At 62.3% G+C, this 23,867-nt stretch carries 22 protein-coding genes; 6 read left to right on the top strand and 16 right to left on the bottom strand.

Annotated features, from left to right (window positions below; genetic code table 11):
- Position 1: 1 nt before the first annotated feature.
- Positions 2–616 (bottom strand): hypothetical protein, encoded by a 615-nt coding sequence (locus ACGYK4_RS14900; RefSeq protein WP_394457194.1) that lies wholly within the window; start codon positions 614–616, stop codon positions 2–4.
- A gap of 122 nt (positions 617–738) precedes the next feature.
- On the opposite strand from ACGYK4_RS14900, the gene ACGYK4_RS14895 reads away from it, so the two are divergent.
- The 3 genes from ACGYK4_RS14895 to arsH are packed head-to-tail and all read left to right on the top strand — an operon-like array spanning position 739 to position 2,904.
- Positions 739–1,068: an ArsR/SmtB family transcription factor gene (locus ACGYK4_RS14895; RefSeq protein WP_394457193.1), complete on the top strand. Its 330-nt coding sequence runs from the start codon at positions 739–741 to the stop codon at positions 1,066–1,068.
- 27 nt (positions 1,069–1,095) lie between these two features.
- Entirely contained in the window at positions 1,096–2,154 is a 1,059-nt protein-coding gene (arsB, locus tag ACGYK4_RS14890) for an ACR3 family arsenite efflux transporter (protein ID WP_394457192.1), read from the top strand.
- 39 nt (positions 2,155–2,193) lie between these two features.
- The gene (gene arsH, locus ACGYK4_RS14885; RefSeq protein WP_394408908.1) at positions 2,194–2,904 is read left to right on the top strand and encodes an arsenical resistance protein ArsH; all 711 of its coding nucleotides are present in this window, start codon (positions 2,194–2,196) and stop codon (positions 2,902–2,904) included.
- A gap of 64 nt (positions 2,905–2,968) precedes the next feature.
- On the opposite strand, the gene ACGYK4_RS14880 is transcribed toward arsH, so the two are convergent.
- The 10 genes from ACGYK4_RS14880 to ACGYK4_RS14835 form a co-directional block, all read right to left on the bottom strand.
- Positions 2,969–4,408 carry an aldehyde dehydrogenase family protein gene (locus tag ACGYK4_RS14880; protein WP_394457191.1) on the bottom strand — a complete coding sequence of 480 codons (1,440 nt, stop codon included), beginning with the start codon at positions 4,406–4,408 and terminating at the stop codon, positions 2,969–2,971.
- 176 nt (positions 4,409–4,584) lie between these two features.
- A complete protein-coding gene (locus ACGYK4_RS14875) occupies positions 4,585–5,721 on the bottom strand; it encodes a sensor histidine kinase (RefSeq protein WP_394457190.1) in 1,137 nt (378 codons plus the stop codon).
- Positions 5,721–6,731 carry an ATP-binding protein gene (locus ACGYK4_RS14870; protein ID WP_394447430.1) on the bottom strand — a complete coding sequence of 337 codons (1,011 nt, stop codon included), beginning with the start codon at positions 6,729–6,731 and terminating at the stop codon, positions 5,721–5,723. Before ACGYK4_RS14870 ends, ACGYK4_RS14875 begins: the two co-directional genes overlap by 1 nt.
- Positions 6,728–7,168, bottom strand: coding sequence for an ATP-binding protein (locus ACGYK4_RS14865; protein WP_394417941.1), 441 nt, complete (start codon positions 7,166–7,168; stop codon positions 6,728–6,730). The genes ACGYK4_RS14870 and ACGYK4_RS14865 overlap by 4 nt, the downstream gene beginning before the upstream one ends.
- Positions 7,140–7,493 (bottom strand): STAS domain-containing protein, encoded by a 354-nt coding sequence (locus ACGYK4_RS14860; protein WP_271687493.1) that lies wholly within the window; start codon positions 7,491–7,493, stop codon positions 7,140–7,142. The genes ACGYK4_RS14865 and ACGYK4_RS14860 overlap by 29 nt, the downstream gene beginning before the upstream one ends.
- A 1-nt stretch (position 7,494) precedes the next feature.
- Positions 7,495–8,370: an STAS domain-containing protein gene (locus ACGYK4_RS14855; protein WP_271687490.1), complete on the bottom strand. Its 876-nt coding sequence runs from the start codon at positions 8,368–8,370 to the stop codon at positions 7,495–7,497.
- Between the two features lie 246 nt (positions 8,371–8,616).
- On the bottom strand, positions 8,617–9,663 hold the full coding sequence (locus ACGYK4_RS14850) for a glycine betaine/L-proline ABC transporter ATP-binding protein (RefSeq protein WP_394457189.1): 1,047 nt from the start codon (positions 9,661–9,663) through the stop codon (positions 8,617–8,619).
- 8 nt (positions 9,664–9,671) lie between these two features.
- Positions 9,672–10,697 carry a proline/glycine betaine ABC transporter permease gene (locus ACGYK4_RS14845; protein ID WP_271693596.1) on the bottom strand — a complete coding sequence of 342 codons (1,026 nt, stop codon included), beginning with the start codon at positions 10,695–10,697 and terminating at the stop codon, positions 9,672–9,674.
- A gap of 255 nt (positions 10,698–10,952) precedes the next feature.
- Positions 10,953–11,921: an ABC transporter substrate-binding protein gene (locus ACGYK4_RS14840; protein ID WP_067268365.1), complete on the bottom strand. Its 969-nt coding sequence runs from the start codon at positions 11,919–11,921 to the stop codon at positions 10,953–10,955.
- A 298-nt stretch (positions 11,922–12,219) separates the two neighbouring features.
- Positions 12,220–12,492, bottom strand: a complete 273-nt coding sequence (locus ACGYK4_RS14835) for a DUF1127 domain-containing protein (protein WP_169306066.1) — start codon at positions 12,490–12,492, stop codon at positions 12,220–12,222.
- Positions 12,493–13,849: 1,357 nt separating this feature from the next.
- Between ACGYK4_RS14835 and ACGYK4_RS14830 the strand changes: the two genes are divergently transcribed.
- Positions 13,850–16,762, top strand: coding sequence for a Hint domain-containing protein (locus tag ACGYK4_RS14830; protein ID WP_394457188.1), 2,913 nt, complete (start codon positions 13,850–13,852; stop codon positions 16,760–16,762).
- Between the two features lie 70 nt (positions 16,763–16,832).
- Here the strand turns inward: ACGYK4_RS14830 and ACGYK4_RS14825 are convergent, their stop codons facing one another.
- The gene (locus tag ACGYK4_RS14825; protein ID WP_394457187.1) at positions 16,833–17,435 is read right to left on the bottom strand and encodes an NTP transferase domain-containing protein; all 603 of its coding nucleotides are present in this window, start codon (positions 17,433–17,435) and stop codon (positions 16,833–16,835) included.
- A gap of 142 nt (positions 17,436–17,577) precedes the next feature.
- Between ACGYK4_RS14825 and ACGYK4_RS14820 the strand changes: the two genes are divergently transcribed.
- Positions 17,578–18,888 (top strand): DUF2254 domain-containing protein, encoded by a 1,311-nt coding sequence (locus tag ACGYK4_RS14820; RefSeq protein WP_394457186.1) that lies wholly within the window; start codon positions 17,578–17,580, stop codon positions 18,886–18,888.
- A gap of 6 nt (positions 18,889–18,894) precedes the next feature.
- Here the strand turns inward: ACGYK4_RS14820 and ACGYK4_RS14815 are convergent, their stop codons facing one another.
- Positions 18,895–20,202, bottom strand: a complete 1,308-nt coding sequence (locus ACGYK4_RS14815; protein WP_394457185.1) for an HlyC/CorC family transporter — start codon at positions 20,200–20,202, stop codon at positions 18,895–18,897.
- An 88-nt stretch (positions 20,203–20,290) separates the two neighbouring features.
- Between ACGYK4_RS14815 and ACGYK4_RS14810 the strand changes: the two genes are divergently transcribed.
- On the top strand, positions 20,291–21,121 hold the full coding sequence (locus ACGYK4_RS14810) for a metallophosphoesterase family protein (protein WP_394457184.1): 831 nt from the start codon (positions 20,291–20,293) through the stop codon (positions 21,119–21,121).
- On the opposite strand, the gene ACGYK4_RS14805 is transcribed toward ACGYK4_RS14810, so the two are convergent.
- From ACGYK4_RS14805 to ACGYK4_RS14795, 3 genes are read right to left on the bottom strand one after another with little or no spacing between them, the layout of a single operon-like run.
- Positions 21,058–22,038: a site-specific tyrosine recombinase XerD gene (locus tag ACGYK4_RS14805; RefSeq protein WP_394408920.1), complete on the bottom strand. Its 981-nt coding sequence runs from the start codon at positions 22,036–22,038 to the stop codon at positions 21,058–21,060. The two genes, ACGYK4_RS14810 and ACGYK4_RS14805, sit on opposite strands and share 64 nt — an antisense overlap.
- Positions 22,038–23,684: a hypothetical protein gene (locus ACGYK4_RS14800; protein ID WP_394457183.1), complete on the bottom strand. Its 1,647-nt coding sequence runs from the start codon at positions 23,682–23,684 to the stop codon at positions 22,038–22,040. The genes ACGYK4_RS14805 and ACGYK4_RS14800 overlap by 1 nt, the downstream gene beginning before the upstream one ends.
- 5 nt (positions 23,685–23,689) lie before the next feature.
- Positions 23,690–23,839 carry a hypothetical protein gene (locus tag ACGYK4_RS14795; protein ID WP_007120408.1) on the bottom strand — a complete coding sequence of 50 codons (150 nt, stop codon included), beginning with the start codon at positions 23,837–23,839 and terminating at the stop codon, positions 23,690–23,692.
- Positions 23,840–23,867 lie beyond the last annotated feature (28 nt).

The raw sequence follows: 23,867 nt of genomic DNA, 5'->3' as shown, positions 1-23,867 counted from the left end.
GCTATTCGATCTGCTCTTCCAACATTGTGGTGATCTTGCGCCGTTGAAAGATATTGCGGATCTGATGCGCCATGATCCGCTCCGGCACGAAATATGGTTTGCCGTCTTTCCATTCCGCCCGGAACTCATGCCGCGCGGCGATCAGCTTGGTGGTATGGCCATCCGCTGCAGCAACGGTGAGGTCCATCTGCCGGACTTTATCGAACAGCCCCTCGGTCCCGATGCGCGTCTCGGCGCGACGCAATAGGTCCAGAAAGCTGCCGATGTCGATGAAATCACCGCTTTTGATCGGCCCCTGATTGGTGCGGGTCAGGGGGTTCTCCACATCGTTCAACGCCACCTCTTCGCGTTCGGTGACCTTGACGTGATAGGTTTTCTCCTCCGTCACGACCCGCGCCATGACCTCCAGCAGGTAAATCGGCTCGGCCCCCATATTCGTCACGAAGCAATGGGCATTCTCATCCCGCGCGATCGAGCGGTTGATCAGGATCACCGGCTGCCGCTGCCGCCGGAAGTTGAGCCATAGGATATGCAGATAGGCGAGCCAGACCACTGCCGTAAAAAGGCTCACTGCCACTTGCAACGTGCCGGAATTCTCTGCAATCCAATCAAGCATCCTATCTCTTCCTTATCAAGCCTGCGGGGGGCGCGAGATTAACGCACGGGGCGGCGCTTCGTTGCACAGAGATTGGCGGGGCGGGGTTGACCGGGCGGTATTATATCAATAATTCGCGATATATGGATAATGAAGACGCCCTCCAAGCCTTCGCCGCCTTGGGTCAGCCGACCCGGCTGGATGTCTTTCGCCTGCTGATCAAAGCGGGCGGTAAAGGCATGTCGGCGGGCGAGATCGGCACCGCGCTTGATGTGCGGCAAAACACGATGTCGGCCAACCTCTCGGTACTGGCCCGCGCGGGGTTGATCCGCAGCAAGCGCGAAGGGCGCAGCATTCGATATTTCGCCGATATGAATGGGCTGCGCGCGCTGCTGGGCTTTCTCTTGGAAGACTGCTGCGGCGGCCAGCCTGAACTGTGCCAACCGCTGCTGGATGAGCTGACCTGTTGCTAACCCCATAGATACAAACGAAAGACCGCCATGACCGATACCGCAAACCCCGCATCCGCTGGCCTTGGGGCGTTTGAACGCTGGCTCTCGCTCTGGGTGGCGCTGGCCATCGGGGCGGGGCTTTTGCTGGGCAATCTCTTTCCCGGACTCTTCGGCGCGCTGGCGGCACTTGAGGTCGCCTCGGTCAACCTGCCGGTGGCGGTGCTGATCTGGGCCATGGTCTATCCGATGATGGTCGGCGTCGATTTCGGCGCGCTGCGGCAGGTGGGGGACAAGCCGAAAGGGCTGGTGGTGACGCTGGTGGTCAACTGGCTGATCAAACCCTTCACCATGGCCGCCCTCGGAGTGCTGTTCTTCAACTACGTTTTCGCCGGGCTGATCCCGCCGGATGATGCGCAGGCCTATCTGGCGGGGGTGATCCTCTTGGGGGCAGCGCCCTGTACCGCGATGGTTTTTGTCTGGTCCAACCTCACGCGCGGCGATGCCACCTATACGCTGGTGCAGGTCAGCGTGAACGATGTGATCATGGTCTTCGCCTTTGCCCCGATCGTGGCTTTCCTCTTGGGTGTGACCGACATCACCGTGCCTTGGGACACGCTGCTGATCTCGGTCGGCCTCTACGTCATGCTGCCGCTGCTGGCCGGCTACCTCACCCGCGGGCGGTTGGTAGCTAAGGGCGGTGAGGCGGCGGTCGACGCTTTCAAGGCTCGGGTGCAGCCCTTTGCCATCATGGGGCTTCTGCTGACGGTCGTGTTGCTCTTTGGCTTTCAGGGCGAGGTGATCCTCGACCGTCCGCTCGTCATCGCGCTGATCGCCGTGCCGCTGTTGCTGCAATCCTACGGCATCTTCTTTATCGCCTATGGTGCTGCGCGGGCGTGGGGCATTCCCTTCAACGTGGCCGCCCCCTGCGCCTTGATCGGCACGTCGAACTTCTTTGAACTGGCCGTCGCCGTGGCGATCAGCCTGTTCGGACTGGGGTCGGGCGCGGCCTTGGCCACCGTCGTGGGTGTCTTGGTCGAAGTGCCGGTCATGCTCTCCCTCGTGGGCTTTGCCAACCGCACACAGCATTGGTTCCCCGCCGCCAAATGAACCACGCCCGATAACCCACTGCCGCCTAAGGATATTCCCGTGACCGATACGCCAAATATCGAAGAAGACCACTTTAACCCCATCGACGAGGCCCGCCTCCTGTCGCCTGACCGCGCCACCCACGGCCCGCGCATTCTTCTTCTCTACGGCTCGCTTCGCCCGCGGTCCTTCAGCCGCCTGATGACCGAAGAGGCCGCTCGCATCCTCACCCGTCTCGGGGCCGAGACGCGCACCTTCAACCCCACGGGCCTGCCGCTGCCCGACGATGCCGCGCCTGAGCATCCCAAGGTGCAGGAACTGCGCGATCTGGTGTCATGGTCCGAAGGCATGGTCTGGTGTTCGCCCGAACGCCACGGCGCGATGACGGGGATCATGAAAACCCAGATCGACTGGATCCCCCTGTCGCTCGGCGGGGTGCGCCCGACACAAGGCAAGACATTGGCGGTGATGCAGGTCAGCGGTGGCTCGCAAAGTTTCAACGCGGTGAACCAGCTGCGCATTTTGGGCCGCTGGATGCGGCTGCTGACCATTCCCAACCAATCCTCGACCCCCAAAGCTTTCTTGGAGTTTGACGAGGATGACCGGATGAAACCCTCGCCCTTCTATGACCGCGTCGTCGATGTGATGGAGGAGTTGGTGAAATTCACCCTGCTGACCCGCGACAATAAGGATTATCTGCTCGACCGTTATAGCGAGCGTAAGGAAAGCGCCGAGGAGCTTTCCAAACGGGTAAACCAAAAGGCGATCTGACCGCCAAATGCAAACGGCAGGGCCAATCTTGGCCCTGCCGCATCATACTCGCGCTAAAAAGCGATCAGTCGTTGGACCAGCCGGAAACCGCTTTGATTTCGCAGAAGTCCTCGATCCCCCAAACGCCGCCTTCGCGCCCGTTGCCCGAACGTTTCATGCCGCCGAAGGGCGCACCTGCGCCACGGCTCTCGCCGTTCATCTCAACCATGCCCGAACGCAGCTTGGTCGCCAGACGGTTGCGGCGGGTGCCATCGCTGGATTGAACATAGTTGGTCAGGCCATAGACCGTGTCATTGGCCATCTCGACGGCCTGATCCTCGCTCTCGAACTTCATGATCGACAGCACGGGGCCAAAGATTTCCTCACGAGCGATGGTCATATCGGGCGTCACATCGGCGAAGACCGTGGGTTTGACATAGAAACCCCGGTTCAGATGCTCGGGCCGACCGGTGCCACCGGCCACCAGCCGCGCGCCTTCGTCGATGCCTTTCTGGATCAGGTCTTGGATCTTGCCCCATTGCGCCTCGTTCACGACCGGGCCGATGTGGCGGCCCTCTTCGCTGGCGGGGCCGACTTCGACCTTATTGGCCACTTCGGCTGCCGTCTCGACCGCTTGGTCATAGACGCTGGCCTCGACCATCATCCGGCTCGGCGCGTTACAGCTTTGGCCGGTGTTGTTCATCATATGCAGCACGCCGCGTTTGACGGCCTTGTCATCGGCATCGGCGAAGACAAGGTTCGCGCCCTTGCCGCCAAGCTCCAGATGGACCTTCTTCAGCGTATCCGCCGCGTTCTTGGAAATCGCGATGCCGGCGCGGGTGGAGCCGGTGAAGCTCACCATATCCACATCCTCATGGCCGGTCATGGCGGTGCCCACGGTCGCGCCGTCGCCGTTCACAAGGTTGAAGACACCGGCGGGGAAGCCTGCCTCATCCATCATCTCGGCAAAGATCACCGCGCTCAGCGGGCTTTCCTCAGACGGCTTCAGCACCATGGTGCAGCCCGCGGCAACAGCGGCGCCGACTTTCAGCATCACTTGGTTCATCGGCCAGTTCCACGGCGTGATCATCGCCACGACGCCAACCGCTTCGTGAATGATCCGGTCGTTTGGCGCGTGATCCCCCAAGGGCTTTACGAATTTGAAATCTTTCGCCGCTTTGATGAAGTTCTTCAGGTGGGTGTAACCCGCCCCCCATTGGGAACTGCGCGCCATCTCGATGGGCGCGCCCATCTCGGTGCTGATCGCTTGGGCCATGTCCTCGGTCCGGGATTTATAGACCTCGGCCAATTTCTCCATCAGCGCGATACGCTCTTCGGGGGCGGTGGCCATCCATGCGGGCAGGGCGGCCTTGGCCGCGGCTACGGCGGCGTCCACATCCTTCGGCCCGCCGAGCGAGATCACGGTGCAGGGTTCTTCGGTCGACGGGTTGATGACCTTATGTTCACTGCCCTCAAGCGGGGCAACCCATTTGCCGTCGATATAGAAATCACGTTTTTCGATCATGCTCTGTCTCCGTTATTGGCCAGGCGCGCGTCTTTCTTGCCGCCTAGAAGTGTCCGGGAATCGCCGGCTCCCGATATGCCTAGGACAATTTTACGGGGCGGAAAAGTTCGGAGGTGATTTTTGATCAAAAAGACGGGCGCGGCGGCCCGAAACCCGTGGGCGGGCAGGGCGCGCGCTTAGCCCTGCGCCGGGAAGCTGATTTCGACGCAAAGCCCGTCTTGGCCTTCGACCTTCAACGTCGCTTCGTGCTGGAAGGTCAGCGTGCGGATCATCCGCCAGCCCAACGAATCCGACCGCTCGGGCCGTTTGGCGTCCTCAGGCAGGCCGACGCCATCGTCATAGACCTTGAGCGTCAGACCTTCATCGCTCTCTTGCGTGACCTCAATGGTGATCACCCCTTTGTCGCGCCCTTTGAAAGCGTGTTTATAGGCGTTGGTGATCAACTCCCCCACGATCAGCCCGATGTCGACGGCCAGTTTGTTGTCCATCTTGAGGCTGGGGCAAATCAGCTTGATGCCGATGTTCTGACGATCCCCGGTAAAGGCGCGTTCGGCGTTTTTGGCGACCTCATCCAGCATGTCCGCAAGGTCGAGATCGGTGCTGTTGGTTGAGCGTTGCATCAACTCATGCGCCTTGGAAAGCGAGCCGACGCGGGTTTCCAACTCGCGCAGCACTTGGCGGGTCTCGTCCTCTTTGGCTTGGCTTTTGCTCATCCGGATCAGCGCCACGATCAGGGCAAGGTTGTTGCCCGTGCGGTGATGAAGCTCTTGCATCAAGAGGTCGCGGTCGGCGATGCCTTCGCTGAGTTCGCGGTTCTGTTCGGTCAGCGCGGCGGTCGGGTCTTTGGCGTTATAGGCCTCCAGCGCCGCCATGGCATCGGCCTTGATCTGCTCAACCGCGCTTTGCGGCTCGGGCAGCAGGAACTCCGCATGAACCCGCGTGCCTTCTTGCCCGGTGTCCACATCGAAACGCGCCGCGATACGCTGCACGCCGCGCAGGCCGAGGCCCAGACCGGTCTCCGACACGATGTCGCGGGTGGGGTCGAGCTTGTCTTCCTCGATCCCGCGGCCCTGATCGATTACCGTTAGGCCAAGGGCGGGCTTCCCGTTGACATCCGTCAGTGAAAAGCGCGCGCGGCCTTTCTGGCCGTGCTCTATCGCATTGCGGCCCAGTTCCACGGCGGCGGTCACGGTGCGCGTCCGCTCGAATGAGGTAAAGCGCATGGCTTCGGTGAGGGTCAGGGCGATCTGGCGCAGGGCTGCGATATCACCGCCCTTTTCAAGGTTCACCGATGTGAGGTTCGTTGCTTTCATCAGTCCGCGTCCCGTGCAATGCGTATGACCACGATGGAGGCGTCGTCACGCCCGCGAAATGCCCGGTCGAGCAGGTAGCCAGCGATCAAAAGCGGAGATTTCCACAATAGACCCTGTGGGAGATAGCTGTCGCGCAGGGTTTTCAACCCGTCGCTGTGCAGGATCATCAGATCCCCCGGTTCAAGGTCAAAGGTGTCTTCATAGCCTCGCGTGGCGCGGGCACCGATCCGCCCGTCACGCACCGGCAGGCGTTTGACCGCACCGTCGCGGACCCGCAGCGTGGCGATATTGCCCAAGGCAGCATAGCGCAGGACCATCTGCGGCTGCGCGATATGTACAAGGGCCGCCACCGCGCCGCGCTTGCCGATCAACTGCTCGGTCACCTCATACATCACCGCGCCCGGCTCACTGTTGAAGCTGCGCGTGGCTTTGACGGCGTCGGTGACCTCCAGCGAAGCGGCTGCGGCTTCGGGGCCATGGCCCAACCCGTCGCACAGCAGGATGTCGGTGGCTTTCGGCGTCTGCCGCAGCAGGTAATCGTCGCCACACTCCTCTTCGTTCGGATGGCAGACCCGTAGGCCCACGGCCTCGACCCCATGGGTCGGGCAGGGGGTACTGTTTTTGACAAAGCTGCAAACGATGGTGGTGCCCACCTCCGGCCCGCTGAAAATGTCGAAATCATTCGACAGGCGGCGGATCGCCCCGAGGCCCAGCCCAGCAGAGCCGCCGCTGCTCATGCCGTCCTGAAACATGTGATCCATATCGCTGATGCCGGGGCCACGGTCGGTGAAGATCATCACGATCTTATCGCCCTTGCCCTCGGCCGGGGCATTGATCAGCGCGCGGCCCTTTTCGGCGTAGCGCAGGATGTTGGTGGTGGCTTCGGTGGCGACGATGGCCAATTCGTCGGTCCGGTGTTTGGGCCAGCCGTGTTCAGCGGCCAGACGACGCGCGGCGCGGCGCACCACGGCGATGGCGCTTTGGTCCTGCACTTCGACCCACTGTATCATAGGTTCACACTCATCAACACGCTGGTGCCCCCGCCCACGGCGGTGCGGATTTCAAATTTCTGGGCGAGCCGCTGTGCGCCGCCCAAGCCCCGGCCAAGCCCGCCGCCCGAGGTATAGCCGTCCGTCAGGGCCAATGCCACGTCCTCGATCCCCGGTCCCTTGTCCCAACAGACCACGCTCAACCGCTTGGCCTTCGGGTCGACATAGATGGAAAATTCGCCGCCGCCAGCATGAACGATCGCATTGCGCGCGATTTCACTGACGGCGGTGGCGAAACGTGTGATATTCAGCGCCGAGGCGCCATGTTCTTTCATGTAGCGCGCCACGGCTTGGCGGACCGTAACCGCGTCGCCGCTGGTCTTTAGTTTGAACTGAGAGAGAAGAACCTGCGCCCCAAGGTCCTTTTCATCAAACGCGTCGTAGCTGGGTGAGGGCATGGGTCAGGCTCAAGGCGGTGCGGATTTCTGGCAAGTACATGCCAAGCTCAACCAGCGTGACCGCCACTGTGGGGCGCATGCCGACCACATAGGTATCCGCCGCCAGCAGGCGAGAGATCCCCGCCAACTGCGCAATCACCCGCCCAACGAAAGTGTCCACGATCTCAAGCGCCGAGATATCGAGGATCACCCCATCGATGCGATTCTGGGATATCTTGTTCGACAGCCGATCCTGAAGCTCCAAAATCTCCGTGTCCGTGATGTCATCCTGTATCGAAACGAGGAGCGCATGTTCGACCAGATTAATCGACGTGACACCGGCCACCTTATTGGCCCTCGGTCTTCTTGATCACATAGCCGACGGTCATCAGCGCATCCGACAGGGCGGTGCGGATGCTGGACCGGGTAGAGACGGTACCCACGTCGATGCCAAGCTGCACCATGGTCTGGGCGATCATCGGGCTGATGCCGCTGATGATACATTCGGCCCCCATCAGGCGCACGGCGGCGGCGGCGCGCAGCAGGTGTTGCGCCACTTGCGTATCGACAGTGCCCACACCGGTGATGTCCATGATGACCACTTCGGCCTGACGCTCAAGAATGGTCTGCAGCAGGTTCTCCATCACCTCTTGGGCGCGGGCGGAATCCAGCGTGCCGATCAGCGGCAGGGTCAAAACGCGGTCCCAAAGCTCGACCACAGGAGTCGACAGTTCCAGCATCTCTTGGCGCTGGCGATCAATGATCTGCTCACGCTCAAGAATGAAGATCTCGTTGGTGTAGATGGCAAAGGCATCGACCAAACGGGTGACCAGCATCACGTCGCGGATCAGCATCGCGTGGTCGCTGTCCAGCATCGTTTCAAGCCGTTTGAACAGCGGCGTTTTCAACGCCAGCACAAAGGTCGCCATCTCGGTCGGGGTCACGCCCCGGTTGACCCGCTCGCGGCTGACATCGGTCAGAACGGCGCGCAGATCGTCCCATTGGGTATCGTCAAAGTCGAAATCCTCGCCGGTGACCCCATCGCGCACACCTTTGGAGAAGGCTTTGAGCAATTCGCGGTTCTGGTTACGGCTCTCCGCATCGGAGAACAGGTCAGAACGCTTTACGCCTTCTTTGACCTGCGTTCCCAGCCACTCCTCGATGATACCTTTGAAATCGGTGTCGAGAACAGTCAGAATATTGGCCGTAGCAGATTGCGGCATCTTGAACCCCAGTATTTATTTCACCCCCCATAGGCCAATCGTGTGCGTGAGTGTCAATAGGACGCAGGGAGTTTGATCGGCGGTAAAGCGCCGTTTTACAGAATGAAATGGCGCGTAAGTAGCTGTTTTTAAGCAGGCTCTCGCGACGAAACGTAAGGGTCGCCTGCAAAAAGGGCAGCAACGGCGCTTTGGCCGGGTGCTGCCCCTTTCTTGGTCTTGTCTTGCGGCTGTCAGGTTGCCGCGAGGTTATTCCGCCGCCTCGCCGGGGTGACGCGGCACCAGCGCGCGCACCAGATCGCGCATATGCAGCACGCCAACCTGTTTGCCTTCGCGCATGACGCGGTAGTTGTTGGTGGTATCCCCGCCGGAGACCGCGATGATGCTTTCCAGCGTGTCGTCGAAATCAACCTCACCGGCCACATCCGTGGGCGGTACATCGGTCTTTTCCATGACAGAGCGGACGCGCAGCACGCGGGCACGGTTAATGTCGCTGACGAAGGCTTCGATATAGGGATCGTTGGGGTTCAGCAGGATATGCTGCGGCTCGCCCTGTTGGACGATGAACCCGTCTTTGAGGATCACCAGATGATCCGCCAGTTTCAGCGCCTCGTCCAGATCGTGGGTGATGAAGATCACGGTCTTATGCAGTTCTTCCTGCAATTCGATCAGCAGGTCCTGCATGTCGGTGCGGATCAACGGGTCGAGCGCGGAAAACGCCTCGTCCATCAGCATCACGTCGGAGTTTGAGGTCAGCGCCCGGGCAATGCCCACACGTTGCTGCATCCCGCCGGAAAGCTGCGCGGGATACTGCTCTCCTTGGCCTTCCAGCCCGACGCGGTTGAGCCATTTGGTGGCCTCATCCGCGTATTTGCTGCGGCTCTTGCCTTCGATCTCCCAACTCAGTCCGGTGTTTTCCAGCACCGTGCGGTGGGGCAGCAGGGCGAACTTTTGGAACACCATCGACATGTCATGCTTGCGCAACTGGCGCAGGCGACGCTCGTTATAGTCGAGGATGTTCTCGCCGTTCACGATGACCTCGCCCGCCGTGGGGTCGATCAGCCGGTTGAGGTGTCGGATCAGCGTTGATTTGCCCGAGCCCGAGAGCCCCATGATCACCGTCGTCTTGCCCGCAGGCATGTCCACGTTGATGTCATTGAGACCCAGCACATGGCCGGTTTCGGCCTGAAGGTCGGCCTTGCTCATCCCGCCCCGCACCTTTTCCAGCGCGGATTTGGGATCGTCGCCGAAGATCTTATAGAGATTGCGGACGGAAATCTTGATGTCGTCTGTCATGTCTGGCCTCACTTCTGCGCCGCGTTGATCCGCGCAAGCGCGGCTTTGGTGACCCGGTCAAGGATGATCGCAAGAAGCACGATCCCCAGACCCGACAGGAGGCCCACGCCCAACTCAAGGCTGCGAATGCCGCGCAGCACCAGCACGCCAAGACCGGGAGCGGACACCAGCGAGGCGATGACGACCATGGCAAGGCTCATCATGATGGTCTGGTTCACACCGGCCATGATATTGGGCAGCGCCAGCGGGATCTGCACCTTGTAAAGCTTTTGGCGGTTGGTCATGCCAAAGGCATCCGCGGCCTCGATTACGTCCTTGTCGACCAGACGGATGCCGAGGTCAGTCAAGCGCACCACGGGTACGATGGCATAGAGGATGATCGCGATGCCGTAGAGCTTGGGCTCGGTCACCGAAAAGAGGAAAATCAACGGGATCAGGTAGACGAAGGGTGGCAGGGTCTGCAGCATATCCAAAACCGGGATCATCGAGCGTTGCACCCTGTCACTGCGCGACATGGCGATGCCGATGGGCACACCCAAAAGCACGCAGATGAAGGCGCAGACAAAGATGATCGCCAGCGTCTGCATGGTGTGCTCATAAAAGTCGATGAAGGCGAGGAAGCCAAATACCAGCGCCACGAGACCCACCAGCTTGAGCGAACGGCCCACGGCATAGGTGATTGCCATCAAAAGCGGGATCATCACAAACCACGGCACCGATTGCATCAGCCAAAGCGCGTTCTCCAGCGCCCAGCTCAGCGGTTGGGTGAGGGGGTCGACAACAACTTTGAGACTGTCCTTAATGGCAAGGAAGCCTTGCTCCAGCCCTTGGGTCAGGTCGCGCGATTGTGGGATGGCGTCGCAACTGTCGTGCAGCGCATCCAGAGAGGGAAAGGGCATGTCCCAAAGCGTGGTGTCGGTATCACCGCCCGCTTGGCCCATGAGGTCGGCCATGGAGCTTAGCCCGCCGCCTTGATCGTCGCCGCACCAGTCCCGCAGGCCGAGCGTGTCAAAGAGATTGTCGTAGGTTGCCATCTGTCGCTTTCCCGGCCTGCATCAGACCGTTTGCTTTCGGGGAGGGGGCCGGGGCGCCGCGCAGGCCGCGCGGCGTCGGCTGCCCCATGCAGTGGCGGCAATTCAAACCTATGTCCTTACAAAGGAACTGCGCTTCGGGCCAAAGGGGCCAAGGCGCAGTCGGTATGAAAAGACGTAAGTCTTGCCGCCGGTCATCGAAACGAACGGGCGGGAAACCCTGATGAGTTCCCCGCCCGTCGTTTTGGTCAGTCTGTCTTACTGCTCAAGCAGCTTGGACAGGTTGCCACGGGCGTCATCGCTCAGCCATTCGGCCCAGACGTCCTTGTTGTTTTGCAGGAAATACACCGCCGCTTCCTCGTTGGAGGCGTTGTTTTCACCCTGCCATGCCAGCAGCTTGCTCATCTCGTCGGTCTTGAAGGTCACATTGCCGATGAACTCCGCGATCTCGGGGTTCTCGTCGTGGAAATCCTTGGTCATGACGGTCAGCACCGGCGCGGTCGGGAAGGCCGAAGGTTTGGGGTCCGGCGTGTCGGCGTTCTGGTTGGCGTTATGCGCGGCTTCGTCATATTCGCCCAGATCGACGCTGGTCATGTCGTATTTGCCAAGCGGGGTGGTGGGCGCCCAATAGTAGCCGAACCAAGGCTCTTGGCTCTCATAAGCCGACGCCATCGAGGTCACCATCGTCTCACCCGAGCCGTGGTTGAAGACTTCGATGCCGTTGCCTTCGAGGTCATAGGCCCGCGCGAGGTTGTCGCTCACCACGCGGCAGCCCCAGCCATCGGGGCAGTTGTTGAACATGCCGCCGACCAGTTCGGGGTTTTCCAAGATGCCTTCGATGGTCTTCAGCTCGGGGTGCTCTTCGGCCAGATAGGTGGGGATCCACCAGCCTTCGACGCCGCCGGGATCGAGCACGGAGGTCAGCTCAACAATCTTGCCGTCCGCTTTCAGCTTTTTGTAAGCGTCACCGGCGGAGTTCGGCCACAGTTCAGGCACGATGTCCGGCTCGTTGTTTTCGGACAGGGAGGTCACGGCGGGGGTGGTGTCCGAAGGCACCACGGTCACGTCGCAGGAATAGCCCTGTGTCAGCAGGAATTCGGTGACGGCGGTGACGATCTGCGCCGAAGCCCAGTTCATTTCCGCGATCGAGACTTCGCCACAGTCCTGTGCGGCGGCGGCCATCGGGGTTGCAACGGCAAAGGCCGTGCCAAGCAAATAGCGTTTCATAGTGATATCTCCTCTATTGTATCCGCAGTGTCACGCAGCCGCGCACCGCTGATCTTTGCCCCTTTCCATCAAGAAGGAGCCGGTCGCGCGATAGGCGCGGCAGCTTTCGATGGGCGGGTTTGCTGGAGATATGAAAACAAATCATGCGCCCCTGTGCAACACGATTGCCGGGCGCAAGACGCAAGAACGGGCACCGCGCCGGGCCTGACGCGATGCCGCTATATGCGGCGTTCCCATGCAGAACGCCATATTTTTAAGGGTCGGCACGGCCCCTCACGCGGGGCACGGGCCAGAGCATTCAGCGGCGGGAAAAACTTTCCATGTCGCGGATGTGCTGGGGGATGTCTTTGCGGTTCAGGCCGATATCCTGAAGCAGACGGTCGTCCATCGCGTTCAAGGTCGACAGCGTGCGGTTACGCTCCCAGCGACGTGCGGTGTCGCGCAGCGCACGGCGCAGCATGGCAACAAGGGCCAGACCCTCGGCATTGGCGACTTGACCGATGCTGCCGTTAAAGGCGGTTCCGGGCATCCCGGCGATCTGGTTTGTGTTTTTCAGCAGGCGGAAATGCATGGCATGCTCCATATCAAAAAGGTCGAAGTGGGAAGGATCCGCAAGAGACGACGGTCAGTGCCAGAAGGCCGGGCCGGGTCGGTTGTGTGGGTCTCATCCCGAGTGTGATCCGGAAAGTCAGTTGGAACCCCGATGGTCTAAACAGGCGGATCGGCCTGTCCGACCGGGGTTACCGGCGGTTCAGCAGCGTGCCCGGTTTGCGCGGGCGCCTCTTATGAACAGCATACATCAACATGCCGCGCATTTGGTCCACCCGAGCGGGCTTTGCAATAGGGTGAAATAGGGGTGCGACACCCTGCCGCATGTGCAGGGCGCAGAGCCTACTATGGCTGAGGTTTCCGCCCGCCCGGCGCGGTGTCGTTTGCAGCATCTGAAATGTCGTTTTGAGAGTCGGATTTGGGGCATTTTGGCGCGGTCGATCGAACGGAAAGGGGCGGTTGTTTGGGTGGCCTTCGCGGCTGGCTTTCGCATTTTTTCCGCGGTCTATCTCGGCGCGAGGTGAGGGGCGGAGTGCTCACCATGAATCGCCCGTAACGCGCGCGGCTTTTGCCGCCGCGGGCGCTCAATGCCGCGAGGAGTTGATTCGGCGGGAATAAGGCGGGTCGCCCGTGGTTTCGTCACCAGTTCCGCAGGTTTGCGGGCGATTGGTTCCAGCCGGTGAACAAGCAATCGAAAAGAATGACAAAAACAAGGCGGCGCAGATGCGGCTGATTTGCGGCGGAATTGTCGCGCAATGCGAAACAGTCTTGACCGAGGGATCGGCGCAGCCGTCCTGCGCAGGCGTTAATTCACCTTAATCCTATGGCGATTCGCGATACCGACGCGGAGTGCGCCGGAAACAATCGCGCCCAAAAGTCGCGCTAAACCACCTGAATTGCGGCAAAACTTCAATTGGTTCCGGCAATTTTCAAACATTTTTTGCTTTGTCCATTCGTATAGGAGGGCTATTCCTATAGGTGCCCAACTGGGGGGCATAGAAGTCTGTAGGTCACGGGGGCGGCCGCATTAAGCGCATCAGGGATGCGGGAAATGTGGGTACGCCGCAAGTTTGCGACCGTAAACACAACATACCGAAGCGCATCGCGCCTCGGCTGTGGGCCATGTTCCGGCTCTTCCCCTTCGTTGCGCAGGATGCGTGCCGCTCGATCTGGATTTCTGCCAGCGGGGCGCGTGTGAACGGAGGGAGAGACGAGATGATACACAAGCGACAGGCCCTGCCACTGGCCTTCTGCGGGGCAAGAAATGCCCGTTTCGACCGCTCTGCCGTTCGGCGCTCCATTCCTCAGACTGAAACAGCATCCACTTCCAAGACGGCCGCGTTGCGCGCCGCGTGCAACACCGCTCAGGAGATTTCACAATGATTAGAACACTTGATTTCAATGCGTTCAGCGCAGGCACCATCATTGACGACGAATATGCGGATCTGGGCGTTACGGTTTCGGCCAGCGGCGGCTCCGGCGATGCGATGGTCTTTGACAGCAGCAACCCCACGGGCGGCGACAGCGATCTGGCCTCCGACACGCTTGAGGGGCTGTTGATCGTCTCCGAAGACGGCGACCAGAGCGACCCGGATGATAACGCCGGCGGCGGCAGCCTGTTCTTTGATTTCGATGAGATGGTGCGCATGAAGGGCGTGACCTTCAAAGACATCGAAGAGACGGGCGGCGAGGGCACCCGTGTCATCTTTTACGATGACAATGGCGATGTGATCCAAAACCATTATGTGCAGCCCACCGGCGATGGCGGTGAGCGTTTCGTTCAGTTCAACATTGATGGCGTGTCGCGTTTCGAAGTGCGTTTCGAAGGCTCGGGCGCGATCGACAATCTGGTTTTCGACGATGGCCAACCGCAGGGCGGCGGCAATGACGCGCCCGTGGCCGAAGACGATGTGCTTGAGATCGACGAAGATACCTCGGGCACCGTCGACGTGCTGGGCAATGACAGCGACAGCGATGGCGACACGCTGACCGTCACCATGGCAACCTGCCCGGCGGGCCCGGTCGTCATCAATGACGATGGCACGCTGACCTTCACGCCCGACGCGGATTTCAACGGCGACACCACAATCACCTATACCGTGGATGACGGCAATGGCGGCACCGACACCGGTACCGTGAATGTCACCGTGAACCCGGTGAACGACGCCCCCGTCGCCAATGACGACACCGCCGACACCACCGGCACCGATCCGGTCGTGATCCCGGTTCTGGACAATGACACCGATGTCGACGGCGACACCCTGAGCGTGACAGATGCGTCGAGCGATGATGGCACCGTGACCATCAATGACGATGGCACCATCACCTTTGTCGCCAATGACGATTTCACCGGCGATGCGACGATCACCTATACCGTGGCGGACCCCGACGGCCTGACCGACGAAGGCTCGGTGACCGTGACGGTGGGCGACGGCGGTTCGACCCGTGACGGCTATGTCGACGGCACAGCGGGCGCAGACTTGATCGACACCGCCTATACCGGCGACCCCGATGGCGACATGATCGACAATGACGACGCGATCCTGCCCGATGCCGAAGGCGACGACGACTATGTTCGCGCGGGTGACGGCGACGACACAATTCTGGCGGGCGACGGCGATGATATCGTCGAGGCTGGCGCAGGCTCCGACGTGGTCGAGGGCGGTGAGGGTGATGACATGATCACCACCGGCAGCGATGACCTCGCCCCCGATCTGGGCTACCCGGAAAGCGACAGCGACGATCTGGGCTTTGACCCCGACGCCGACCCCGAGAATGACCGCGACTCTGTCGATGGCGGGGCGGGCAATGACACGATCAGCACAGGCGACGACCGCGACACCATCACCGGCGGCACCGGCGATGACGTGATCAACGCAGGCATCGACGACGATATCGTCGACGGCGGTGACGGCGACGACCGGATCGTCGGCGGCGAGGGCAACGACAGCCTGCTCGGCGGCGCTGGCAACGATACGATCTATGCGGGCAACGACCCCGATCTGGGTCTCGACGTGCTCGACATCCCCGACGAAGAGGATGCGTCCAACCCCTTCACCCCTGACCGCAACCCGACCAACGGGATGGACACGGTCGACGGTGGCGCGGGCAATGACGTGATCTATGGCGCCGACGATGCGGATATGCTGCGCGGCGGCTCGGGCGATGACTATATCGACGGTCAGATCGACGATGACGTCATCTCGGGCAACACCGGCGACGACACGCTGCTGGGCGGTCAGGGCGACGACAGCCTCTCGGGCGGTCAGGGCAATGACGAGCTTGACGGCGGCACCGGCGACGACACCCTGCGCGGCAACCGGGACGACGACCTGCTGGTCGGCGGCGAAGGCGATGACCTGCTCGACGGTGGCGGTGAGAATGACACGCTGATGGGCGGCGAAGGCGACGACGAACTGCAAGGCGGTCGGGGCGACGATCTGCTCGACGGTGGCGCAGGCGTCGACGTGATGACCGGCGGTGCCGATCAGGACAGCTTCGTCAACGTCAACGCAGGCGATGACGTCGACGGTGGCAGCGCGGGCGAGGATTACGACACGCTTGACCTGCGCGGCTCTGCGCCCGAAGGGGGCCGTCTGGAGATCACCTATACCTCCGACGACCGCGAAGACGGTTTTGTTGACTACTTCAACCAGGACGGCAGCGATGCCGGACGTCTGAACTTCGTCGAGATTGAGAATGTGATCCCCTGTTTCACCCCGGGGACCAAGATCGCTACACCGCGCGGTGAGGTGCCGGTCGAGGCGCTTCAGGTCGGTGACCGGGTCATCACCCGCGACAATGGCATCCAGACGATCCGCTGGGTCGGCGCGCGTGAGATGACCGGGGCCGAGTTCGAAATGGCCGCCCATCTCAAGCCGGTGCTGATCCGCAAAGGCGCGCTTGGCAACGACCTGCCCGAGCGTGACATGATGGTCAGCCCCAACCACCGCGTCTTGGTCGCCAATGAAAAGACCGCGCTCTACTTCGAAGAGCGTGAGGTGCTCGTCGCGGCGAAACATCTGACCGGGATGGAAGGCATCGACGTGGTCGAGGTTTCGGGCACCAGCTACATCCATGTGATGTTCGACCGTCACGAGGTGATCCTCTCCGACGGCACATGGACCGAGAGCTTCCAGCCCGGTGATATGTCCCTTGCCGGTATCGGCGAAGAGCAGCGTCAGGAAATCTTTGAACTGTTCCCCGAACTGGCGACAAAGGACGGGATCGAAGGCTACACCGCCGCGCGCCGTTCGCTGAAAAAGCACGAGGCCAGCCTGCTGGTGAAGTAATCCGGCAAGAGCCGAGCGTGACACAGTTTGATAACGGGGCGGGCGACCGCCCCGTTTTTTCATGCGCGGGCTATTCCTGCTCTGCGCGCCACGCCGCCCAGTCCTGGGGCGTGTCGAGGTCGCGCCTTGCGCGCTGGCCGGGCAGGGGCACAAGCTGCATCCGGTCTGCGGCAGCGCGCACAACCGCGCGGCCCCCGTCATCGCCGCGCAGCTGTTTCAACTGATTGAAAAGCGCGGCGGCAAAGGCGATGGGATGCCCGGGCTTGCCGTCCTCCGTGGTCGCGCGCCAGATCAGGGTCTCGCCCGTCAGGTCCACCGCAGCCGCGAGATGGGCAAGATCGCTGGCCTCAAGCGCGGGCATATCGGCCAGCAGCACCATGGCGGCGGGCGTGTCCAACGGCAGGGCGGCAAAGGCGCGGCGCAGGCTGGCGCCCATGCCCTCTGCGGCCTCGGGAACGGGCAGCGGCGTGATGTCCAACCCGCTAAGCGCCGTGTAACGCGGGTGCGGCGCGGGCGGCAGGGCGACGGTGACGGGGCCAATGTCCTGTGCCAGCCGTGCCTGACGGCGCAACAAGGGCTCACCGCCGATATCTTCCAACAATTTGTCACGCCCCCGCATCCGAGTGGAGGCACCGGCGGCGAGGAGGATCACGGGCAAAGGGGCTATCGTCATGCCGCCCAACCTACCGGGCACGGGGGGCGAGGATAAGGGCTTTTTTGCCCCCGCGCCGTGGGGCGGCGTTTCGCGCCGGGCCAGAGTGCAGATTCCGTTAAACCGCCGTTGGCAGGGCGCTTTTTCGTGCTACCCTTTCCCCATGAACATCAAAGACCTGATCCCGCACACGCTGTTTCGCAAAGCCCGCGAATATTCTCGCAAACTTTGGGTGCGGGTGGTTTTCATGGGGCTGCTGGCCTTCGTCGCCCTCGGGCTGACCCAGCTTTTTGAGCCCTTGGTGCCCAAGGAAGTCGCCACGAGGTTGACCGGCGAAGCGGCGGATCGTCTGTTGCAGATCATCGCCGATGCGATGCTGGCGGTCACGATCTTTTCGATCACGATCATGGTCACGGTCTACCGGGCCTCCTCGGCGCAATTCACGCCACGGGCGCATCGGCTGATCATTCAGGACCGCACCACGCAGAACACGCTGGCCGTCTTTATCGGCGCCTATGTCTATGCGCTGGTGGCGATCATTATGCGCGAGTTGGGCATCTATATCGACGAACGCTCCTTCGTGCTGTTCCTGACCACGGTCTTGGTGCTGGCGATCATCGTGATCTTCCTGATCCGCTGGGTGCTGCATCTGCAAAGCTTCGGCAGCCTGATCGACACCACCCGCCAGATCGAGGCGGTGACCACTTCATTGTTCAAGGAACGGCTGAAGACGCCCTGCATGGGCGGCCATCCCCTGACCGGTCCGGTGCCCGATGAGGCCCGCCCGATCTTTGCCCCTGAGAGCGGCTATATCCAACATATCTACCCCGAGGCGCTGGACCAGCAGGCGCGCGACCATGGGGTCGCAATCTATATGCCCCGGCGGATCGGTGATTTCGTCTTTGTCGGAGAGCCTTTGGTCATGGTCACCCGGCGGGGCAGCCCGCAGGATGCGGAACATGATTGGGACAGTCTAGAGCAAAAGGTTTTGGAGACCGTGCAACTGGGCGATCTGCGCACCTTTGACCAAGACCCGCGTTTCGGCCTGCGGGTGCTGGGCGAGGTTGCCTCCAAGGCGCTGTCGCCGGGGATCAACGATGGCGGCACGGCGATTGACGTGATCACTCGCATCGGGCGCGTGCTGTCCTATTATTCAGATGAGGCCAAGCCGGGCGGCAAGGTCGCGCTGCCGAACCTGCATATCCCGCCGATCCCGGCGGACGCGCTGATCGAAGACGGGTTTGGCGCACTGGCCCGCGATGGCGCCTCGGTCGTCGATGTGCAGATGGTCTTGCAAGAGGTGCTGACAGGGCTGATGCAGCACCCCGACCCCGGCCTGTCTGCCGCCGCCCGTGACGCGGCAGAGGATCACCTGCGCCGGGCTTTTGAAGAGGTGCCTTTCGGCCCCGACCGGGCGCGCATCTGGTCCGCCGCCTGCAAAGACGTGCAGGCAGCGGTGGAAACCCCGGCCTAAGCCGGATCAAAGGGGGCGGATCTTGAGCTGGGTGATCCGGTTGCCGTCCCGCTCGATCACCTCAAAGCGGAAATTGTGGAAGGAGAAGACCTGCCCCACGGTGGGGATCATCTGCGCCTCATGGATCACCAGCCCGGCCACGGTATTGGCCTCGTCATCGGGCAGGGACCAATCGGTGGCGCGGTTGAGGTCGCGGATCGTCATCGCGCCTTCGACCATCAGATGCCCGTCGTCCGACTGTTTCAGCGGGTGATCCGCATCGGGGTCAAACTCATCCGTGATCTCGCCCACGATCTCTTCGAGGATGTCTTCGAGCGTGATCAGCCCTTGGAGCGAGCCATATTCGTCCACCACCAGCGCAAAATGCGTACGACGGCGCAGGAACTGGCGCATCTGTTCGTCCAGGGTCGAGGTTTCGGGCACGAAATAGGGTTTCATCACCACATCGGCCACGTTGAACCCGTTGAGCGCTGCGGCATCGCCGTTGGGGCCACCGATCAGCTTGTACATGGCGCGCAGCAGGTCTTTGGCATGGATCACGCCGATAATGTTCTCGGGGTCCTCGCGGAACACCGGCAGACGGGTGTGGTTGGATTGCAGACATTTCTCCATGATGTCGGTCGGGTCTGAATCCGCGTCGATCATCTCGATCCCCGAGCGGTGCAGCATGACCTCTTCGACCGCGCGTTCGCGCAGGTCGAGCGCGCCCAGAATACGGTCCCGGTCTTCCTTTTCGACGACGCCTTCGGAATGGCCCAATTGCAGCGCCCCGGCGATTTCTTCGCGCACCGCCAGAATGTTGCTGTCGGGGTCGATCTGCACGCCGAAAAGCCGCAGCACCCCGCGCACGAAATAGCGCACCGCCGTCACCACGGGCGAGAAGATAAGCACCACGATGCTAATCGGGCGCGAGACCAGCGCCGCCGCCGTTTCGGCATTGGTGATGGCATAGGTCTTGGGCAGCACCTCGGCAAAGACGAGCACCAGAAGCGTCATCACCAGCGTTGCCAGCGCCACGCCGCTTTCACCGAAGAGCCGCGTAAACAGCGCCGTCGCCATGGAGGCCGCAAGGATGTTGACCAAGTTGTTGCCCAAAAGGACCGAGCCGATCAGCCGCTCGTTATCCTCGGTGATCTTGAGCGCCCGGATCGCGCCGCTTGCGCCCTTGTCGGCCTGCGCGCGCAGCTTGCCGCGCGAGGCGGCGGTCAGGGCGGTCTCGGAGCCCGAGAAGAAGCCCGAGAGGACAAGGAGGAACAGGATAATTCCGGTGCTGATCCAGAAAGCGGTGTCAAAAAGGGCGGGGCCCGTTTCCATGAGGTCTAAATCCATCCATTATGTGTTGCGAATGTTATGGGCGCAGGGGCTGCGTCATTCAAGGGTTGCAACGGGGCAGGGTGGTGCGATGCAGGCGAAAATCAACTGTGCGGAGCTTGGGGTTTTGGACGGGCCGGTGCTGTTGTTCGGTGGGCCCTATTCCAACCTTCAGGCGGTCGAGGCGCTGGCGGCTTTCGCCGCGGCGCGCGGCATCGACGGGGGGCAGATGATCTGCACCGGCGACATGGTGGCCTATTGCGGCGCGCCGCGCGAATGCGTGGCGGCAATCCGGGCGCTTGGCTGTGCCGTGGTGGCAGGGAATTGCGAAGTGCAACTGGCCAGCGGGGCCGAGGATTGCGGCTGCGGCTTCGCGCCGGGCAGCAGTTGCGACATGCTTTCGGGCGCGTGGTATGCCCATGCGGCAGGCCAGTTGGACGCGGATGCGAAAGACTGGATGGGTCGGCTACCGGATGTGGCGGTGTTCCAGCATCAAGGCCAGCGCTATGGCGTGATGCACGGCGGGGTGCGCGATGTGGCGCGGTTCATCTGGTCTGAGAGTGCGGCGGCGGTGTTTGACGAAGAGTGGCAGGCGCTAGAAGACATCGCAGGCCCCGTCGATCACATCATCGCGGGCCACTCCGGTCTGCCCTTCATCCGCGAGACAGAGCGCGGGCGTTGGATCAACGCAGGCGTGATCGGCATGCCACCCCATGACGGCGGCCAGCAGACGCGGGTGGCGCTGCTCGACGGGGGTGAGGTGGGCTTTCACCGGCTGAGTTACGATGTGGCCGGGGCCGTGGCCGATATGGCCAAGGCAGGCTTGCCGCGCGCCTATGCAGACGCGCTACAAAGCGGTTACTGGCCTTCGGAAGACGTGTTGCCGCCGGAATTGCGGGTGCCGTCCTTGGCGAGGGGGTGACGCTCCAGCACGAGGTCCGACAGCCGCTCTTCCAGCACATGGGTGTAGATCTCGGTCGTTGCGACATCGGCGTGGCCCAGCATGGTCTGGATCGCCCGCAGGTCGGCGCCATTGGCCAGCAGATGCGTGGCAAAGGCATGGCGCAGGGTGTGGGGCGTGACTTTCTCGGGCGGCACGCCGCCGGTCACGGCGAATTCCTTGATCAGCAGATAGAAGCGATGCCGCGTCAGATGCCCCGTCGCCCCGCGGGACGGGAAGAGGTGCCGCGCGGGCGGTTTGCCCTTGGCTTGGGCCGCCTCATCCGCCTTGTCGCGCACCACGAGCCATGCCGCCAGCGCGTCGCGCGCGGGCTCTGACAGGGGCACCAGCCGTTCGCGGCCCCCTTTGCCTGCGATCAGCAGCAGGCGCGGATCGCCCCGCGCGGCGCTGACCGGCAGGCTGACCAATTCGCTCACCCGCATGCCGGTGGCATAAAGCAGCTCCATCAGGCAGGTGTTGCGCAGCTGATCGGCCAGCGACCGGCCAGAATTGCGCGCGGCATCGAGCAGCCGGTCGACCTCTTCCTCGGACAGGATCTTGGGCAGGCGTTTGTCCTGCCCCGGCCCGGCGATTTGCACCGCAGGGTTGTCTTCGCGCAGCCCTTCCTCAAAGGCGAAACGGTAAAGCTGTTTGATCGCCGAGAGCCGCCGTGCGCGGGTGGATTTCGCCAGCCCCTGCGCGTCGCAATAAACAAGGTAATCTTCGACCTCGCCGCGGCTGGCGGTCAGGAAATCATGGTTGCGCTGCGCCAGAAAGGAATCGAAATCCTTCAGGTCGCGGCCATAGGCCAACTGCGTGTTGGTGGCGGCACCCTGTTCGGCGGCGGCGGCCTCCAGAAAGCTGGAGATCCAATGGAAGGTCGGGGTCTGGGACATCATCATTGCTGGAGCAATACAATCTGCAAGGCGGCACGTCGGGCGGTGTCTTCCAATCCGAGGGCGCGCAGGGTGGCTAGGGCGTCGCGAAGCGCCGATGTGTCACCACTCGCCCCGTCATGCAAGAGCGACAGTAGGCGCAAAATCGCCATGCCCAATTCCTTGTCCCGCGCCAGCGCCATCAGGTCGGCGCGGGGGGTGGGATTGGCGAAAGCGTCATGCACCGCGGCGGCCAATGGCGCATCGGGCGCGGGGCCGTTGGGCGTGTCGCCCACGGCCACGGCGCGCAGCAATTCGTCCTCGGGGGACTTGCCGATCACCCGCGCCGCGGCGGCCTCATACTCAGGCGACAGCAGCGCCACATCCCGCGCCAGACGCGCGGCATGGCCCGCCAGCGGAATGGTCGAGAGCGGTTCGGCAAAGAGCGCGGCAAAGGCCACTTCGAGAGAGGCTTCCCGCATCGCCTCCCACGCCGGCGGCAGGGTCTTGGCCACCGCCTCGGCGCTGCCGGTGCGCAGAGCCGTTTCAAACCTTTGCAGCGCCGCAACCCGGTCCCAGACCCCGCCAGAGGCGGCGGGCTGCCTATCGGTGTAAAGCCCCAGCAGCAGGTTATCGGGCAGGGCGCCCGCGCGGGTCAACCGCTCGGCAGCTTCAAGCTGGGCCTTCCAACCGGCGATGTCACGCAGATCGGCCACCGCATAGGCGCGGGGCAGAATGTTGGAAGGCAGCGGCTCGCCAATGGTTTCGAATAGACGGAAGGTCATCGGGTCCATCTGACGCGGCACGCGCAGCGGCTCGGCCCCCTCGTAGAAATCCGGGTTGAGGAAACGGTCGAAGAGTTCAAGCTGTGTCTCTGGCAGCAGGCCAAGCGCTTGGGCCGAGCCAAAGGTCAGGGCCGCGTTCTCCCAATTGCCAGCGCGGGCGTTGCAGAAAATCCGGGTGCCATAGTCGCGGGTCAGATGCGGCGATTTCACCAACCGCTCGCAGACGCGATGCTCGGTCCCGGTGAGCAGGGAAAGCTGCATCCACAGGTCGAAATGCGCGGTCGAGGTGGTCACCCCGGCCTGTTCGATCAGCGACAGCGCCGGGTCGAGGGCGCCAAGCTCCATCAGCTTTTCGCCCCGCGCCAGCGCCAAAAGATCGCCATTGCGCGCCTCGCCCTGCGGGGCCTGTGCCTCGGCCAGAAGCACGGTGTACAGCAGCGCCTGCGCGGCGGGCAGATGCAGGTCCGGCAAATCGCGGATGCGGTCGATCAGGGCGGTCGTGTCGCTGCCCAGCCAGATGTCCCCGCGCAGCCCGGTGACAGAGCCGGGCACCAGCCCGATGCGGCGCGGCGCGCCATCGCCCAGGGGCGTGACCTGCACCGGCGGCGGCAGGGCGCTGTCGGCCACGGGCGGTTCCGGCACCCGGCCCGGGTTGGGCGGGCGTTTTGGCCGGTTTTCGGGCGGCGATTGCGCGCCCAGCCAGTCGATCACCGAAAGCGGCTGATCGTTGGCGGCGGGGGATTGTTCTTGCTGCTGAGCCGCCTGTCGCGATTCGCGGCCCAGATTGCGGTCTTCTTCGGATTCGGCCAGCAGGGCCGTGGCGCTGACCGAGCAGATCAATGCAGCGCAGACGGCCCATTTGCGTTTGGACAGGGCGTTTGCCACGCCGCTCAATCCGCTGTCAGCGTGACAGGCTGGCGCGTCTCAATCTGTTCGGGCGAAAAATCCACGCCAAAGAAAGGCCCGACGTAGGCATAGCCCACAAGACCGATGAAGCCGACAATCAATAGAAATATCAAAAGCTTAAAAAGTTTACCCATGATTTATGCCTGCCCGGAATTCTGCTAT

The sequence above is a fragment of the Sulfitobacter sp. 1A13368 genome, from assembly GCF_043557275.1.
Lineage (GTDB): Bacteria > Pseudomonadota > Alphaproteobacteria > Rhodobacterales > Rhodobacteraceae > Sulfitobacter > Sulfitobacter faviae.
The sequence above is the reverse complement of the archived record's forward strand: the minus strand, read 5'-3'. Positions and strand labels throughout refer to the sequence as shown.

Bases quoted from the DNA above. Each gene is read 5' to 3' on its own strand.
- ACGYK4_RS14870 (WP_394447430.1), bottom strand. From the start codon at position 6,731: ATGATACAGTGGGTCGAAGTGCAGGACCAAAGCGCCATCGCCGTGGTG.
- ACGYK4_RS14810 (WP_394457184.1), top strand. From the start codon at position 20,291: ATGCAGGCGAAAATCAACTGTGCGGAGCTTGGGGTTTTGGACGGGCCG.
- ACGYK4_RS14795 (WP_007120408.1), bottom strand. From the start codon at position 23,839: ATGGGTAAACTTTTTAAGCTTTTGATATTTCTATTGATTGTCGGCTTC.
- ACGYK4_RS14805 (WP_394408920.1), bottom strand. From the start codon at position 22,038: ATGATGTCCCAGACCCCGACCTTCCATTGGATCTCCAGCTTTCTGGAG.
- ACGYK4_RS14895 (WP_394457193.1), top strand. From the start codon at position 739: ATGGATAATGAAGACGCCCTCCAAGCCTTCGCCGCCTTGGGTCAGCCG.
- ACGYK4_RS14820 (WP_394457186.1), top strand. From the start codon at position 17,578: ATGAACATCAAAGACCTGATCCCGCACACGCTGTTTCGCAAAGCCCGC.
- ACGYK4_RS14850 (WP_394457189.1), bottom strand. From the start codon at position 9,663: ATGACAGACGACATCAAGATTTCCGTCCGCAATCTCTATAAGATCTTC.
- ACGYK4_RS14840 (WP_067268365.1), bottom strand. From the start codon at position 11,921: ATGAAACGCTATTTGCTTGGCACGGCCTTTGCCGTTGCAACCCCGATG.
- ACGYK4_RS14830 (WP_394457188.1), top strand. From the start codon at position 13,850: ATGATTAGAACACTTGATTTCAATGCGTTCAGCGCAGGCACCATCATT.
- arsB (WP_394457192.1), top strand. From the start codon at position 1,096: ATGACCGATACCGCAAACCCCGCATCCGCTGGCCTTGGGGCGTTTGAA.
- ACGYK4_RS14880 (WP_394457191.1), bottom strand. From the start codon at position 4,408: ATGATCGAAAAACGTGATTTCTATATCGACGGCAAATGGGTTGCCCCG.
- ACGYK4_RS14815 (WP_394457185.1), bottom strand. From the start codon at position 20,202: ATGGAAACGGGCCCCGCCCTTTTTGACACCGCTTTCTGGATCAGCACC.
- ACGYK4_RS14825 (WP_394457187.1), bottom strand. From the start codon at position 17,435: ATGACGATAGCCCCTTTGCCCGTGATCCTCCTCGCCGCCGGTGCCTCC.
- ACGYK4_RS14875 (WP_394457190.1), bottom strand. From the start codon at position 5,721: ATGAAAGCAACGAACCTCACATCGGTGAACCTTGAAAAGGGCGGTGAT.
- ACGYK4_RS14900 (WP_394457194.1), bottom strand. From the start codon at position 616: ATGCTTGATTGGATTGCAGAGAATTCCGGCACGTTGCAAGTGGCAGTG.
- ACGYK4_RS14855 (WP_271687490.1), bottom strand. From the start codon at position 8,370: ATGCCGCAATCTGCTACGGCCAATATTCTGACTGTTCTCGACACCGAT.
- ACGYK4_RS14845 (WP_271693596.1), bottom strand. From the start codon at position 10,697: ATGGCAACCTACGACAATCTCTTTGACACGCTCGGCCTGCGGGACTGG.
- ACGYK4_RS14835 (WP_169306066.1), bottom strand. From the start codon at position 12,492: ATGCATTTCCGCCTGCTGAAAAACACAAACCAGATCGCCGGGATGCCC.
- ACGYK4_RS14865 (WP_394417941.1), bottom strand. From the start codon at position 7,168: ATGCCCTCACCCAGCTACGACGCGTTTGATGAAAAGGACCTTGGGGCG.